The organism is Thermodesulfobacteriota bacterium (genome assembly GCA_040756475.1).
GTDB lineage: Bacteria > Desulfobacterota > Deferrisomatia > Deferrisomatales > JACRMM01 > JBFLZB01.
Map to the genome: position 1 here is coordinate 1 of JBFLZB010000032.1, position 15,903 is coordinate 15,903.

At 70.5% G+C, this 15,903-nt stretch carries 7 protein-coding genes; 4 read left to right on the plus strand and 3 right to left on the minus strand.

All coding sequences use genetic code 11. The features are described from left to right. Positions 1–2 precede the first annotated feature (2 nt). Positions 3–422: a secondary thiamine-phosphate synthase enzyme YjbQ gene (locus AB1578_06785; protein ID MEW6487604.1), complete on the plus strand. Its 420-nt coding sequence runs from the start codon at positions 3–5 to the stop codon at positions 420–422. Positions 423–474: 52 nt separating this feature from the next. On the opposite strand, the gene AB1578_06790 is transcribed toward AB1578_06785, so the two are convergent. Then, positions 475–876 (minus strand): rhodanese-related (seleno)protein, encoded by a 402-nt coding sequence (locus tag AB1578_06790; protein ID MEW6487605.1) that lies wholly within the window; start codon positions 874–876, stop codon positions 475–477. A 274-nt stretch (positions 877–1,150) separates the two neighbouring features. Between AB1578_06790 and AB1578_06795 the strand changes: the two genes are divergently transcribed. Continuing rightward, positions 1,151–1,585, plus strand: a complete 435-nt coding sequence (locus tag AB1578_06795; protein MEW6487606.1) for a hypothetical protein — start codon at positions 1,151–1,153, stop codon at positions 1,583–1,585. A gap of 320 nt (positions 1,586–1,905) precedes the next feature. On the opposite strand, the gene AB1578_06800 is transcribed toward AB1578_06795, so the two are convergent. Both AB1578_06800 and AB1578_06805 read right to left on the minus strand, forming a co-directional pair. After that, on the minus strand, positions 1,906–5,067 hold the full coding sequence (locus tag AB1578_06800; GenBank protein MEW6487607.1) for an Ig-like domain-containing protein: 3,162 nt from the start codon (positions 5,065–5,067) through the stop codon (positions 1,906–1,908). A 57-nt stretch (positions 5,068–5,124) separates the two neighbouring features. Then, positions 5,125–13,617 carry a CxxxxCH/CxxCH domain-containing protein gene (locus tag AB1578_06805; GenBank protein ID MEW6487608.1) on the minus strand — a complete coding sequence of 2,831 codons (8,493 nt, stop codon included), beginning with the start codon at positions 13,615–13,617 and terminating at the stop codon, positions 5,125–5,127. Between the two features lie 606 nt (positions 13,618–14,223). Between AB1578_06805 and AB1578_06810 the strand changes: the two genes are divergently transcribed. Together AB1578_06810 and AB1578_06815 are read left to right on the plus strand one after the other, a co-directional pair. Beyond that, positions 14,224–14,877, plus strand: coding sequence for a response regulator transcription factor (locus AB1578_06810; protein ID MEW6487609.1), 654 nt, complete (start codon positions 14,224–14,226; stop codon positions 14,875–14,877). Between the two features lie 32 nt (positions 14,878–14,909). After that, positions 14,910–15,719 carry an SEC-C metal-binding domain-containing protein gene (locus AB1578_06815; protein ID MEW6487610.1) on the plus strand — a complete coding sequence of 270 codons (810 nt, stop codon included), beginning with the start codon at positions 14,910–14,912 and terminating at the stop codon, positions 15,717–15,719. The last annotated feature ends 184 nt before the right edge of the window (positions 15,720–15,903 follow it).

The window sequence follows — 15,903 nt, forward strand, 5'->3', positions numbered from 1 at the left end:
TCGTGAAGAGCTACCGAAAGGAGCTGTGGTTCGAGATTCCCGCCCGGCGGGGCTTCGTCAACATCACGCCCCAGGTGGAGGCGTGCCTGCGGGAGAGCGGCGTTCGCGAGGGGCTGTGCCTGGTCAACGCCATGCACATCACCGCCAGCGTCTTCGTCAACGACGACGAGGCGGGGCTCCACCAGGACTTCGAGCGCTGGCTCGAAGGGCTCGCGCCCCACGAGCCCGTGGGCCGCTACCAGCACAACCGCACCGGCGAGGACAACGGCGACGCCCACCTCAAGCGCACGGTCATGGGCCGGGAGGTCGTGGCGGCCGTGACCGGAGGCAAGCTCGACTTCGGCCCCTGGGAGCAGATCTTTTACGGGGAGTTCGACGGAAGGCGCCGGAAGCGGGTGCTCGTGAAGATCATCGGGGAGTGAGGCGTACACCCGGGCGCGGGGCGTCATCCCGCGCCCGGGGGGACGGGCGGAACTATCGGGGCTCCAGGGGATAGCCGGCGGACTTCCACTCCGCCCAGCCTCCGAGGAGGGCGTAGACCTTCGTGTACCCCATATCGGCCAGCTTGCGCGCCACACGGGCGCTCGTGGCTTCGTTGCCTCAGGCGCAGTAGAAGACCAGGGTGGCGTCCTTGGGGTACTTGGGGGCCCAGGCCGCCTCCGCACCCGGCTCCTCCCGCACCGCCCCGGCGATCTTCTCCGTGGCGCGGGTCCAGTCGCCTCCCGCCCTCACGTCGATTACCACCACGTCGGCGCTGCCCATCCGGGCACGCAGGTCCTCTTTGGTCATGCGGGGCACTTCCGCTTGGCTGGGGACCGGCCCGGCACAGGCCAGGGCCAGGCCGACGAGGAGCAGGGCACATCGCTTCCACACCATGGGAGCCTCCTTTGCCGCCGACACATGCCGGCGGCGGACCGGTGGAGAGGGGATCTCATCCACCTGGAATCGTTCCAGGCTATCTACCACCCCTCGGCCCCCCGTCAAGGGCTCCGCCGACGCGAATCGCCCCCTCCCTTCCCGAGCCGCTACCCCGTGCCGCTTGCACCGCCCCCCCCACCCCGGTACGGTGGCGGAACAGCGGGTGACGGGTGACAGGTGACGCACCCCCAGCCTCTCTGCCCCTTGCCCCTTGCCCCATACCGGAGGCTCCATGAATCCCTCCCCCCAACTGACCCTCGCCCCTCGGATCGAGAAGGGCACCCTCACCCCCCGGACCGGCGGTCCGGTCTCCTTCGAGCGTGTCGTCCTGGAGCTCCGAAACCTGGGCGCCGCCCCCGCGACCGGGCTGCGACTGCGGCTCTCGGCCCGCCAGGGAGCCGACACCATCTGCGAGCTCGACGAGCCCCTCGAGGCCGGGCTGGCTCCGGGCGCCGCGCAGGCCTGGGACCTCTACGACCTCTTCCTGGCCAAGGGCCGCGGCTTCCCCAGCAAGGTGCGCCTCTTCGGGGTCAAGGCCGCCCTGGAGTGGGACTTCTCCGTGGAAGCCAGCGCCGCGAGCGGCGGTGCCGGCGCCGAGGCAGCCTTCCGCTTCCGCTGGTCGGGTCCGGTGGCGGGGCCGATTACCGTATCGTTGACGCGTCCTTGAACCCGAAGCTCGAGAGCCGCGCAGGAGCGCCCTGCGGCGTGTCTCGCTCCCACCAATGCCAGAGGGCCGGCTCTCGCCGGCCCTCCGTACCCTCTTCGGACTCTCCCCCTCAGCAGGGGTGGACGCTGGAGGTCCCCACCACCTGGGGCTTGACGTAGCGGCTCTTCTTCATGGCCTTCTCCTTTGCGGGTTGTGGGTTGCATGTTGCCGGTTGCATGTTGCCGGTTGGGGTTGCGCGTTGGGGGTTGCGCGTTGCAGGTGGCCCGTTGCGGCTCTGGTGGCGGGTTTCCTCCAACACGCCACGCGCAACCCGCCACGCGCTACTTCCCGTACTCCTCCTGCCACACCGTTTCATCGATCTCAACATACCCCAGGGTGTCGCCCAGCTCCACCCGGTCGCGCCGGTGCTTGACCTCCCGCACGAAGACGCCCTTCTCGGGGGCCGCCAGGGTCCAGGTGCCGTTGCCGCCCTCCAGGGTGACCAGGGGCTGGCCCTTGGCCACTTCCTCCCGGGGCTCGACCAGCCACTCGACGATGCGCACCCGGTCGCGCTCCTGGCGCGGGGCAAGCCGCGGCACGAAGACGGTGCCGTAGACCCGCCGCAGCTCGTCTTCGTTGGGGGCGCGGCTGGTGTGGCGGGCTTCGAGGACGGCGGTGCCGGGGGTGCTGCCCGCGGTGAAGGCGACGGCTCCCTGGCCGTTTCGGTCGGTGAGGAGGCTCGGGGCCGCGAGGCTCCCGCTGCCCGAGAGCAGCGCAAAGGTCACGGGCACCCCGATGTTGGGGTTGTCGTGGATGTCGGAGACGGTGACCGAGAGGGTGGCCTTGTCGCCCGAGACGAGCCGCTGGGCGCTGGCCACCAGGTCGATCTTGGCCGGGGCGTCGGCCCGCAGCTCGAGCTGCACGGCGGCGGTGACGCCGTGCTCGCGGCTCGCGGCGGTGAGGGTGACGTACCCGGCGAGCGTTCCCGCCCGGTACTCGGCCTCGGCCAGCCCTTGCTCGTCGGTGAGCCCGCTTCGCAAGACCCGCAGCCGCCCGTTGTCGCTGCCCAGGGCAAAGGTCACCCGCTGGCCGGCAAGCGGATTGCCCGCGAGATCGGTGAGCACGGCTTTCACGCGGCTGGTGCTTCGCCCGTCGGCGGTGAGCCACTCGGGGTCGGCGGTCAGGCGCAGGATGGCCCGGTCGGGGGTGCCCCGGGCCGCCCGGGGCAGGATCTCCAGCGCCACGGTGGAGGCGACGTAGGTGTGGAGCCACCCGGCCCCCACGTCGCCGGTGGTGAGGTTCTTGGCCAGGATCAGCGCGGTCTTGGCCGCAAACCCCGCGGTGTAGGTGGCCGCCACTTCGCCGAAGCTGTCGGTGACTCCCCCCCAGCGCACTTCCACGTTGTCCACGTCGTCCTGGGTGGCCGTGCGGTCTTCCAGGCGCCCGCCCCCCACCACCCCGGTGTACTCCTCGGTGGTGGAAAGCGTGAGCGCCAGCTCGTGGCCGGAGACGTCGTCGCCGTTGGCGTTGGTGGCCTTGGCCACGAGCCGGGTGGTGGCCTTGCGGTCGGCGGGTAACAGGCTGTCGCGGGCGCTCACGAGCAGCCGCACCCGGGTGTCGAGGGAGACGGGGCGCCCGGCGGTGGCGGTGGTCTCGTTTCCGGCCTCGTCGGCCAGGGTGACGAGGACGGGAAGGTCCACGCCCTCGTCGGACCAGCCCACGGTGTAGGTGCCGGTGTAGGTGCCCGGGCGCGTGGGCGACTCGGCCATGGGGATGAATCGCGCTACCCCCGGGAGGTCGAAGCTCGCGTAGCCTTGGGGCTCGCCTTCGAGGGTGACGGTGAGGACGTCGCCCGCGACGAGCCTGCCGCTAAACCCGGCCGCGGCAAAGCCGTCGTGGCTTGCCTTGGAGAGGGTCGGGGGGGTGACGTCGTTCCATACGTCCAGGCCCACCACGGCGAGCTCGGGGCCGGCCAGGGACGCGCTTCCGTAGTCGTCGGAGAGGTGGGCCACCACCCGGTGGAGCCCCCGGGTGGGCCCCACGTCGGCTTCGGTGACGGTGTAGGTGCCGCGGTAGACCCCGGTGCGGCCCTGCTCCACCAGGGGCAGCCCGGTGCCCAGCTCCCCGAGGTCCACGGTGAGGGTGCCCCCGCTCTGGCCGGTGACGGCAAGGGTCACGCTCTGGCCCGGGCGCAGGGGCCGGCCGAAGGGCTCCAGGTGGATGGAGGTGATCGCCGGGCCGTCGCCGGCCACGGCAGTCACCGAGACGGCCTCGCTCGGGGCGCTTCGGTTTCCCGCCTTGTCCACGGCGAGGACGGCGTAGTGGTAGGTGAGGCCGGGGACGACCCGGGTGTCCACCAGGGCGAGCTCCCGCAGCTCCTCGAAGGGCGCGCCCGTGAGGTCCGGCGCCCTGCCCTCCCCCCGGAAGACCAGGTAGTGGTCCAGATCCGCCGAGGCGCTCGCGGTCCAGGAGAGCTCGATCTCCTTGGCCCAGGGGGCGGTGGCGAGCACCCGCGCCGGGGGCTCGGGGGGGACGCTGTCGATGGCCACGGGCTTGCCGGTCAGGGTCGCGGTCTGCCCGGTGGCCGGGTCGGTGAGGGTGCCGGTGAGGGCCGCCGAGGCCAGGTTCAACCCCGGGGGTACGACCACGGAGCCCACGTAGACGCCGTCGTCGACTTCTTCCATGAGGACGCTTTCGGCCACGCCGGCCAGGGTGAAGGCGGCGGTGCCGTCGATGGAACCCCGCAGAGTGACTGTGATCTCCTGGCCCGCACCGTAGAATCCCTTCTCCGCCGCCACGGAGCCCACGTGGGCCGCCTGCCGCCAACCGTCGAAGGTGTCGAAGACGCGAAACTCCAGGAGCTTGGAGTGGAGGGGCACCGTGGCCCCGGCTGGAAACCGCGGATCGGTCTCCGCCCCGATGACCAGGTACCTGGCCCGCTCCAAGATGGGCCCCATCATGCCCGGCACCAGAATGTCCGGCAAGAGCTTCTCTCCGCCGGCGTACATCTCGACCCGGTCCCACTTCCAGGCCAACACATAGCGGTGCGGCACCCCGCGAGCGGCGAATCGGCGAGGAAGCCGCGTGCCGTTGCGGATGAACTCCGCCTCGGTGTAGTTGATCTCGAAAGGCTCCTCGAGCCAGCGGACCGCGGGCCCCCACACCGGTTCCCACTCGCCCGTGGTGAAGACGAAGAGCGCCTCGTGGTCTTGCCGCTCGTCCCGCTCGATGGTCAGAACGATGGATCCTTCCGCCGGGTCGAGAGGAGAGCCATCCAGGTCGAAATAGAGATACTCCGACGCCGTGGCGCTCTCGGGCACCCGGGAGAACCACCCCCCCTCCGGCAGCGCGCCCAGGCGCCCCGCGGACACCCCGTTTCGCCGCACCGTCGCATCCCCGGCCTCCAGCACCGGTCCCGCCGCCGCGCCGCCCGCCAGCCCCCCCCCGAGGCCCAGCGCCAGGCCTGCCGCCAGGGCCGCTCTCAGAACTCTCTTCTTCGTCATGGCCGTGTCTCCTTGAAGCACCTCACGCACAGTGCCGAGAGCGACTCCATACTTGCTCTAAGGATTGGGGTTCGCGCTCGGCTGCGTGTCCGGGCTCGTGTACTCCAGCCAGGGGCTCACCTTGTTCCACCCAGGTCCCCGCACCGTGCTCGGGCTGGTCGAGAGCACGGCCCGGTCGTCGAGCCGGTGGCAGTTGATGGCCGCCGCCCATTGGGAGACCCGGGTACCGGCCCAAGGCGATCCGATCGCGCCGGCCGCCTGGTAGTTGTTGTCCCAGGTGTTGTGATTGGTATCCAGGCAGTTGGTGATCAAGAGCTTGGGCAGCCGCGACGCGTGCGGGTTGTGGCACTTGCCGCAATTGAAGGTGTGGTACCTCGACTGGGCGGAATAGGATGCGGCTTCTGTAACGGTAGTGCTGCCTGCGCTGTTCAGATCCGCAACCTGGATCTCCATAGTGCCGGATGCGATAGCAGAACCACGAGTATACGCAGAATTGTAAGCCGCGCTCCACGGGAAGTACCTGAAGCTGTACGGCCGGGTGGTCCCCGTTCCAGTAGCCGAAGTGGTAGCGATGCGGGGGTAGTAGCGGTACCCATCGGTCTCGTTGCTCCGGTACGTGTAGCCCCGACCGCTTTCCGTTGCGACACCCATATCTACGTTGGGGCTCGTACTGCTCCCCCGGACCGCCTGATTCGAGCCCCGCTTGGCTCGCGTGTAGATGTTGTGCGCGGCAAGCGTCGTTCCCGAGCCTCCGATCACCGCATTCATGTGCCCGTTGCCCCCGGAGACCCAGAGGTTCTCCCCCGTCGTGCGGTCCAGGGTGTCCACGTTGCTTCCGTGGCACTGGATGCACAGGCCTGCGGTGGAGGCGAGGGTCGCTCCCGAGTTGGGATTGCCGGAGTTCTGGTCGATCCACCACCCGCCCGCCTGGGGCACGCCGGTGAGGCCCGAGTTGTTGGATGCAGCGCTGGCCCGGGGCACCCTGCCGAAGGTGAGCGTCGTGTCCGCGTCCACCGTCCAGTTGGCCATGCCCCACTGGGGCGCGCCGTCCTCGGGGTAGGGGTTGCCCTTCCAGGTGCCCCGCAGGTAGGGCAGCCCGCCCGGGTCCCCCGCCACCCCGTCGTGGGTGCCGTGCACGTCGTGGCAGTAGGAGCACCGGATGTTGGCCACGCTGTCCTTGGTCTCGGTGCGGTTGTAGCCCAGGGAGTTGCCCGCGGTCACCGCCGCGGTCCCCTGGTCGAAGTTCACCGAGTGGGTGGACTGGATGGCGCCGCGCTTGTACCAGAAGGGGTTCGAGGCGCCGCCGCTGGAGCGGCCCTTGCCGCTGCGCCAGAAGGCCGTGGTCCAGTTGGAGGTCTGGGTGGTCCCCGTCACGGTGGTGTAGAGGCTCCCGTAGTCGTAGGAGAGGTTGCCGGTGTTGGGTTTCTGGTTGGTCTCCCACTCGGTCACCGCCGGGGTCTGGGCATCGTGGCAGCCCCAGCAGATCTCGGCCTCGGTGGCCCCTCCCGTGCTCCAACCCCCGCTCTTGGTCGCGCTGCCGCCCAGGCGAAAGCGCGAGCCGTGGCTGGCGTACTCGCGGTTCATGGTGGGCACCACCGTGCCAAGCACCGTGGAGCGGGTGGAGATTTCCACCTCGTTGGCTCCCGGAGACCCGTTGGCGTGGCCGCTGTGGCAGTCGGTGCAGTCCCCGAAGGCCGCCCCCCGGGTGACCCGGGTGTGGCTGCTCGCCGAGGTGACGAAGTCGGCGCTTCCCCCCAGACCGTGGCAGTCGGTACAGGCCGGCGCGGGCACGGGGTCGCCGCTCACGGGCTGGTTGGCGAAGACCGAGACGGGGAAGTTGTAGGCCGCGTCGGTTGCGCCGCCGTGACAGAAGCTGCACCCGGCGTTGCCGTCGCTTCGAGCGTAGCCAGAGCTATTGGTATTCGCGGTAATGCGGTGCTCGGCCGGGCTGCCGGTGGGCACGTTGTGCCGGCCGTTGCCGGCTGCGCCGTAGACGTGGCAGCCGTTGCAGTCGGCGCTCCCCGACGGCTCGTGTCCCGCGCCCCGGGCGTTTGTCGCAGCGTTGGTGCCACCCGCCTTGTAGTGGGTGGTGCCTTCGCGCCAGCCTGCGCTGCCTGCAATGCTCGCCCATTGGCCGTGGCACACGTTGCACCGGGCCGAGCGGGGTGCCGTGGCCGCCGAGTCGGCCTCAGTGGACCACAGCCGGGCCCAGGCTCCCCCGTCGGTGTGGCAGCCGACGAGCCCGGTGCCCGAGCACGTGCTGGTGTTGGCCGCCCCATCGGTGAAGGTCATATTCGTTCGCGCCAGGAACCGGTCGGTGTTGGCCGAGTTGTCCGGATCGAACACCCCGTCGGCGTGGGTGGCGGGCTTGGACGCATCGTGGCACGCCGTACACCCGCCCCCGGGGAGGGTGTCGCCGTGGGGCTGGGGGCCCGCCGCCGTGATGTGGTGGAGCCCGGTGGCCGGGTCGGCCGCCGCCGTACCTCCGGGGGTGTGGCACGCGGTGCACGCGATGCCGGTGGTGTTCCAGGCGGGGGTCGTGTGGTCGTTGTGGCACCCCAACCCCGGCGCGCTAGCGCAGGTGATGGCCGGGGCAACCCCGGCAGGACCGAGGGCCGCATTCACGATGACGCTGTTGTCGGCCACGTTGCTGTGGCCGCTGGTGTTGTCGGGATGGCACGCGGTGCAGTTGGCGGTGCTCCCCGTGGCCCAGCCCTTGCCCGTGTAGTGGCCCGGGTGGGCCCGGGCGCCCGCCCCCGTGGGGGGAAGCGCGTGGCAGCTCGAGCAGGTGGTGGTACCGCCCGTCCAGTTGGGCGTCTCGTTGTTGTAGTGGCAGTCGATGTTGCTGCACGTGGTGCCGTTCCAGGCCGCCGTGGCGGGATCGCCGTCGTAGCGGAAGTAGACATCGGCCACGCCGTTGTTGTGCAGCCCCGAAGGCCCGAACAGACCCACGGTGTAGTCGCCGCTCACGGTGCGCGTGGGGTCGCCGTGGCACGCGTCGCAGTCGGTGTAGTCGTTGTCGGACGTGGCGTGGGCCAGATGGGCGCCCGTGGCGGGCGGCGTGGCGTGGCACGTGATGCACCCTTCACCGACGCCGACTTCGGTGTACCACCCGGGGGTCTCGGTGTTGTTGTGGCAGTCGATGCTCAGGCAGGTCTGGGTAACGGCGTTGTAGCGGCCGTCGGTGTCGGTGGCGCCGGAAAGCGTCAGGAAGCGGGCGTCCGTGTCGGCGTCGGGGGTGCCGTCGCCGTTGGTGTCCATGTTGGAGACGCGCGCGGGGGCGACGCTCCCGTCGGGGTGTCCCGCCGGGGGATTGCCCGGGTGGCATGTATTGCACGCGGCGTTGCCGGTGCCGATGGCGGCGAGGTGCACGTCGTGGGCGCCGGCCCGGTCGGGATAGGAAAGCGCCGGCGTGCTGTCGGGCCAGTTTTGTCCTGCCCCGTCGCCGTGGCAGGAGTCGCACCCGGCCTCGATGGGGTCGCCCAGCACGGTCTCGAAGGGCCACCCGGTGGTGGCAAAAGAGTGCTGCCCCAACGCCGTGCCGTCGTAGGCGGCGTGGCAGGGCGCGCACCCCGTCAGGCCCGCGTCGGCCCCGGTGCCCCGGGCCACCCCGGTGCCCTCGGCGTTGAGGGTGATGCGGGCGTTGCCGTGCCGGCCGGCGCTCCAGGGCGCGAAGGCGTAGTTGCCGGTGGCGGCCTCCAGGGCGTGGCAGTCCTTGCACTGGTAGAGGTTGCCCGCGCCGTGGATGCTTCGGGTGCCGGCGTCGGTGCGGTGGGTCACCCCGACCCGCCAGCCCTGGGTCCAGGTGCCGTGGCAGCCCACGCACTCAGAGCCGTCGGCGGCGGCGGAGCTCTCGTGCCACAGGCGCCGCCAGGCGCCTCCATCGAGGTGGCAGCCCGTCATGGAAGTGGAGCACCCGGGGGTTGCGGCGTCCTGGAAGCCCACCGCCGCCGCGAACTGGACCATGGGGGCGCTGGGCTGGAAGGTGCCGTCCAAGTGGGCGGACGACGGGGTGGCGGTGTGGCAGGTGACGCACTCGGCGGTGGAGGCCCCGCCGTTGTATAGGAAGCTCGCCCCGTGGCGCACCCCCGAGATCGTCGGGGTGGTGTCGTGGAGACCCGTGGTGGGGTTGGCCCCGGAGGCACCCTCGGTGTGGCACATCACACAGGTGGCCGTGGCACCGTCGTACCAGTTGTAGCCGGGGTCGGTGCTCTTGGTGTTGTGGCAGGCGAGGTTGGCGCACGTGCCGGTGGCCGCGCTGTAAACGGCGCCGGCGTCGGCGAGCCCGTCCCACAGGCGGTTGAAGGCGCCCACATCCGCCGGCTCGTCGGCCCCGGTGTAGCCCGGGGGATAGTGCCCGCTGCCCCCGATCCCGACCGGGTCGTTGTGGCAGTAGGCGCACATGGCCCGCTGCTGGACTCCGTCGACGGTACCCGCCGGGTAGCCCAGCTTGGCTTCGAGCTGCGCCAGGTGGGCCGCGTGCTCCCCCGCCCGATTGGGGTAGGCAAGCCCTACGGGGGCGTAGCGCCCGGCCCCGTCGCCGTGGCAGGCGTCGCACCCCACGGGGGGCACTTCGCCGTCGACCAGTTGCAGGGGCCATACGGTGGTGACGAAGGCGTGCTGGCCCGGGGCGGCGCCGTCGAAGGCCGCGTGGCACGGCGAGCAGCCCGACTGGCCGGCGTTGGCTCCGGTGCCTCGCGCAAAGCTCGTGCCCGCGTTGTTGATGGTGATCTGGCTGTTGCCGTGCTGGCTGGTGCCCCCCCAGTCGTTGGTGCCCAGAACAAAGGTGTAGCCCGCGGTCTCCAGGGCGTGGCAGTCCTTGCACTGGTAGGCGCTGCCCGAGGACCCGTGCACGTCGCCGGTGACCTGGTCGGTGCGGTGGACGACCCCCTGATTCCACCCTTGGGCCCAGCTGCCGTGGCACCCGGCGCACTCGGTGCCGTCGGTGGCCCCGGCGGCCTGGGTCCACAACCGGGCCCAGCGGCCGCCCTCGGAGTGGCAGTCCACCAGGGAGCCCGTGGGGGAGCAGGTGGGGGTGGCGGCATCCTGGTAGCCCACGTCGGACGCAAAGACGATGGCGGTGTTCCCCGCGGCGTTGGGCGTGGCGTCGAAGGTGCCGTCGTGGTGGCGCGTGGAGGGGATGCCGGTATGGCACGCCTGGCACCCGGCAGGACCGAAGGAGGGGTTCGCGAGGGTCTGGTCGTGGCGCACCCCGGAGACCGTGGGGGTCACCGCGTGGATGCCGGTGTAGGGGTTGAAGGCCGGATCGTTGTTGGTGTGACAGAAGACGCACCCGCCCTCACCCCCCGTATCCCAGTCGGCCGTTCCCGACGTGCCCGTGGCGTGGCAGCCCACCGACATGCCCGAGCCCGAGCAGCGGTTGTTGGGGCCTGCCCCGTCGTCGGCGCTCCCCGCGGCGCCCAGGGCGGCATTTTGCCCGTTGTAGCTCAGGTTGGCCCGGGTCACGGTGGCCTCGCCCCGCTCGGCCAGGGCTCGGTCCCGGAAGTACCCCCCGTCGGTCACGGCCACGGGCACCGAGATGTGGCTCGTGTCCCCCGCCGGGGGCACCACGTGGCAGTCGGAGCAGACCTTGAAGACCCCGGGGGTGCCGTCGCCGAAGTGGCGGTCGTGGGTGAAGTCCTGGCAGTTGGGCACGGCGGCGTTTCGCGCCCCCGTGGGCTGGACGTCGTAGTAGTGGCACGAAGAGCAGTCCAGCGAGGTGTCGGTCCACAGGGCCGCGGGAACGACCTTCCCCGAGCCGGCCGAGTCGTCGGTGCCGTTGTTGAGGTGGCAGGCGTTGGCGCAGGTCTGGGCGCCCCCGTTCCACTGCACCCCCAGGGCGGTGGTGGCCGCATCCCACTCGCCGAAGAGGTCGGTCTGGCCGTTTCGGTGCAGCCCGTTGGGGGAGCCGTCGTTGGTGTACGCCGCCGCCCCGCTGTGACAGTTGGCGCAGTCGGTGCGGTCGGTGTCGCCGTTGCCGATGACGTGGGCCAGGTGCGCCCCCGTGGCCGGCGGGTCGCCGTGGCACGAGCCGCAGTTGAAACCCTGGCCGGCGATGAGCTGCAAAGGATTGCCCGAGTCGCTCATCTGGTAGGGAGTTGCGGCGGGATGACAGGCGCTCGTGCACCCGGCCGGCGTGCCGGTGAACCCGCTCGCCCCCTGGTAGCCCATGCTGCTGTTGAGCTGGATGGTGCCGTCCAGGTGCATGGCGGCGGTGTAGGCCGGCTGGGTGTTGGCGTGGCAGTAGTCGCACCGGCCCTCGCCGTCGGCACCGAGATCTGCGGCCCCCTGGTGGAGGTTGTAGAGGGTGGTGTTCTCGTTCCCGTCGGGGTTGGCCAGAGGACCGGAGTGCTTCGCCACGACGGTGGTGGGCAGAGGCACCCCGTTGGGGCTGAGACCAAAGGTGCCGTGGCAGTTGGCGCAATCGCCCGTCGGGGCGGTCCAGGCCACGTCGGCGTAGGCCCCGTGGCAGCTGATGCTGGCGCAGGTGCCCCCCGCGTAAGTGAACGTCACCGCCTGGCCGTTGAAGCTGCCCCCGGCCTTGAGGTTCTTCGTGCCGTTGACGTGGGAGGCGAGCCCCGCGATGGCCGTGGTCGTGTCGGTGCCCGCGGCCGTGACGGTGTCGTTATGGCAGTGGGCGCAGGTGATCCCCGCCCACGCCAGGTGGATGGGGTGGTTGCCGGTGGCGATGCGGGTGGGCTCGTCGACGCCCCCGTGGCAGGCGTTGCACGCCAGGTTCTGGGTGCTCCAGTCCGGGGTGGCAAAGCCGCTCATCCACTGCACGCTGCCCACCGAGGCGCCCGACTGGCCGTCGGAGTGGCAGTAGAGGTTGTTGCAGGTGGCCGCGCCCACGTCGTAGGTGCCGCTGGGATTTGCGGCGGTGTCGAAGTTGAGGCTCTGGTAGGTCTTGGGATCGGTGTTGTGGGTGGCAGAGCTGGTGTAGTCGAGGTGGCAGGTCTGGCAGGCGTAGCCGTAGCCCCCCTGGTCCACCGGCGCCGCATGCCGTCGGTGGGGGCTCGCCGCCTCGGAAAAGCGCGTGTAGCCCTCGGAGGTGGTGGCGGTGGACACCGGGGGCTGGCCGTGGCAGGTGGTACAGGAGGCCTTGGCCCCCCAGCTGCCGCCCTCGTCGGTGTGGGTGTGGCACACCTGGCAGACGAAATCCCCCCCGGTGGCCACGTCGCCCCCGGAGTGGCGCCCCCCGGTGAGGAAGGTCGAGAGGGGGTAGATCTCGTCGCCGGCCACCACCCGCCCCTGGTGGCACTCCCGGTTGTCGCACAGCCCCGTGCCGTCGGTCTTGTAGGTGGTGTCGTCGTAGGCCAGGTATGCGTTGGTGTCGTAGGGGGCCGAGGCCGTCCCGTCCCCGTACACGGGGGTGCCGGCGGCGTCCACCTTGGGAATCTCGACCCGCACCATCGCCACGTTGGGCGCCACCCCCGCCCCGTGGGGCTCGTGGCAGTCGTTGCACCCGGCCTTGGCCGTGGTGCCCCCGTGGAGCTTGCCCGTGTACTGGCTGTGGCAGGTCAGACACACGGAGTAGGCCTGGTTGTAGGGCGCCTGCTGCCGGATGGCGCTCTGGACCGAGGTGTTCTCGGCAAAGGCGAACCGAAGAGGGTTGGTGCCGGGCGCCGACCGCGCGAAGTCGTGGGGGACGCTGCCGCTGTGGCACGCGGTGCACCCAAGCGTGCCGCTGGAGATCGTGCTCTGCCCATGGCCCTTGGCCGCGTACACCCCGGCGTCGTCTTGCACGTGGCACTCCCCGCACTTTTCCGGGGTGACCCGGGTGCCCAGGGGGTCGCCCGGGTTGTTGGAGGTGGTGCCGTCGGTGCGAAGCGTGACCAGCGAGGTGTTCTGGTAACTGTTGTGGCTGCCGTGGCACTGGGTGCACGAGGTGGGCGCCGCCCCGTCGTTGATGGTTGCCCGCCCCATGCCGTGGGCCGCCGGGGCCGTGTACCCCCCGGTGCTGGACCCCGTGTCGCTGTGGCAGGCGGCGTTGCGGCAGGTGTTGTCCGAGACCTGGGAAGCATCGTCCGGCGCCCCGATCAGGCTGGCGTACAAGTTGAGCCGCGTGCCACCCCCGGCGTCGATCCCGTGGACGCTGGCGTTGCCCGAGCCGTCGCTTTCCACCCCCGCGGTGATGTGTGCGTGGCAGTCGAGGCAGTCGAGCGCCGTGGCGTTTCCCCCGAATCCGCTCTGGATGTCGCTGGGGTGCTTGGAGGTGGAGCTGGCGTCGAAGTGGTCCCACACCCCCTTCATCCGGTCCCGATTCAGCACCGAGGGCGCGGCGTTCTTGTCGTGGCAGAAGAGGCACGGCGCCTGGGGGTTGCTCGCCGAGATCCCCAGGGCCACGGTGCGGTCGGACTTCTTGAGCAGGTGGGTGCCGAGCACCATCTTGGATTTGGAGACGGCGTGGCAGTCGTAGCAGATGGCACCCGGAGGGTAGTGGGTGGCTGCCCCGGCACCGCCGGCCCCCGTCACCAGGGCGACGCCCGCCGCATACGCCACTCTTGCCGCCCAGGTCCGTCCGCGTCGCAGATACGGCTTACCCGCCATCGACCCTTCCTCCCTCTCGATTCCTTGTTCCGCGACACCCATAGGGGTCGCAGCCCCAGGGCCGGGCCTCGCCCAGCCGCCTCTTGCTCCCGGCCCCGGCTCCACCAGCCGCGTGCCCTCAGTGCCCGTGCTTCTGGTGCGGTCCGGGGCACGCCACCGAAAGACGCCACCATTGAATCTGCAGACACAAGAGCGCGGCGATTACTGTATAGAAATCGCGCTTGTTACGCCATACATGGAAAAATAGTGGTTCCGATTCTCTACTGTACGCATCGATACCAACGTTGCGGTTGCCGTTTAGCAAATGCAGCATGTCATATACGTTTTTCGTACAATACGTAGGTACTATCGTATGGTTCAAATACTTATGTGTGCGCACTATTGCGTAGCCCATTTGGGAAGCCACGTGGAATGACTGCGCAGACGTCTCTGCCCAGGTGTCTCGCCGGCTGGGGGGGCACCCCGGCAGCGGGCGGCCTGAAGGTTGCGCCGCGTTCCCTTGGGCCCAAATGCCTGTGGACCCAAATGCCTTGACTCGGGCTCGTGGAACCGGTATCCAGGCCGCGCAGAACAAGACAGCACCCCGGGGGAAGAGGAGCATGAAGGATGAAGCCTGCGCGCAACATCATCATTGCAGACCCCCGGGAGATGGTGCGGGAGGGGCTGAGCGTGCTTCTGGACGCCCACCCGGAGATCACCGTGGTCGGCCAGGCGGGGACGGGTGACGAGGCGATACGGCTCGTGCTGGAGCTCGCCCCCGACGTGGTCCTGATGGAGACGGCCCTGCCCGACATGGACGGGGAGACGGCCACCCGGGAGATCAAGGCCCAGGCCCCCCAGACCCGGGTCCTCATCCTCACGGAGGAGCTCTCGGATGCGGCCATCCGCTCCGCCTTCCGGTCGGGGGCCGACGGCTACGTGATCAAGCAGGCCGACGCCGACGAGATCCAGATGGCCATCGCCCGGGCGGTGCGCGGCTTTCCGTACCTGGGGCCGGAGGTGACGGCGCGGGTGTTGGAGGTCTACCTGGCGGCTGAGGGAAGCGCCGGCGGCGCGCCCGGGGCCTTGCGGGTGCTGACCCAGCGGGAGCGGGAGCTCCTGGCCCTGGTGGCCCAGGGGCTGACCAGCCGGGAGATCGGCGAGCGGCTCGGCATCAGCCACCGCACGGCCGACAAACACAAGGCCAACATCATGAAGAAGCTGGGGATCCACAACGCCTCGGCGCTCACGGCCTTTGCCATTCGCGAGCTCCGGGCGTGAGGCCGGCGGGGTTCCCGTAGAGCGGAGGGAGCATGAATCTGCGTCGTCTCGTCGATCGGGCGGGCATGCCCCCCGAGGCCGGGGAGGCAATGGTCCGGGCGTTGCGCGGCGCCGGCTACGACACGGCGGACGAGGCTCAGCAGGTCACGGGCATGACCGCCCTGCTGGCGGCCCTTCGGGTGTTCGACGCCCTTACGGAGCCGCCGCTGCAGGCGCCGTACCGTCCGGGGCGCAACGACCCCTGTCCCTGCGGCAGCGGCCGCAAGTACAAGAAATGCTGTGGGACCAAGGCGGCTGCGGCCCCCGAGCCCGCGCAGGAGGAGCGCTTCGTCCCCTCCTCCCCCCTGGAAGACCCGCAGCTCGTCCCGCGCCTCCACGAACCGGAGAGCTTCGCAGAGGACATGACCCACCTGCAGACCCTGTTCGGGGAGGAGCCGGCCCTGGACTCCTTGCGGTTCGACGGCACGGCCGTGGCGGACTTCGTGGCGCACCGGATCGAGAGGTCGGAGGAGCTGTGGGGCACCGGAGATCCGGACGATGACACCGATCGCGTCGGCCAGCTCGCCGCCCAGTACATGCAGGAGATGGAACTGCCACCGATCCTCCGCCGGCTTCCTGCAGCGATCCTGCGGGCGGCGCCGGAGGTCGTCCGGGACGCCCAGGACTTTCGCAGCATGGCCTTGGCGGTGGCCCTCGCCGACCTCCCCCCGGTGGAGGAGACCCCTGGCGAGGATGGGTTGGCAGAGGCGGCCAACCCCCTCCACGCCCTCATCTTCCGCCAGACGCTCGGAGAGCTCCTCGATCGATGGGCGGCAGCCCTCGAAGAGGGGGAAGCCTCCTGAGTTGCCCATGACCCTCGGTCACCCCGAGGCCAGGCAGGGATGACGCGCGGCGCGTTCCCCCCCACCCCGGGCCCCTCTCCCTCCGAGGGCGAGGGAGTTCAAGCAGAGCGGTTCATCCCGCGGCACACAGATCCCCCGCCGCAACGGCTCGCCGCGGTTCCGGCGACGTTTGCCCTCCGGCGCG

Bases quoted from the DNA above. Each gene is read 5' to 3' on its own strand.
- AB1578_06795 (MEW6487606.1), top strand. From the start codon at position 1,151: ATGAATCCCTCCCCCCAACTGACCCTCGCCCCTCGGATCGAGAAGGGC.
- AB1578_06800 (MEW6487607.1), bottom strand. From the start codon at position 5,067: ATGACGAAGAAGAGAGTTCTGAGAGCGGCCCTGGCGGCAGGCCTGGCG.
- AB1578_06805 (MEW6487608.1), bottom strand. From the start codon at position 13,617: ATGGCGGGTAAGCCGTATCTGCGACGCGGACGGACCTGGGCGGCAAGA.
- AB1578_06810 (MEW6487609.1), top strand. From the start codon at position 14,224: ATGAAGCCTGCGCGCAACATCATCATTGCAGACCCCCGGGAGATGGTG.
- AB1578_06815 (MEW6487610.1), top strand. From the start codon at position 14,910: ATGAATCTGCGTCGTCTCGTCGATCGGGCGGGCATGCCCCCCGAGGCC.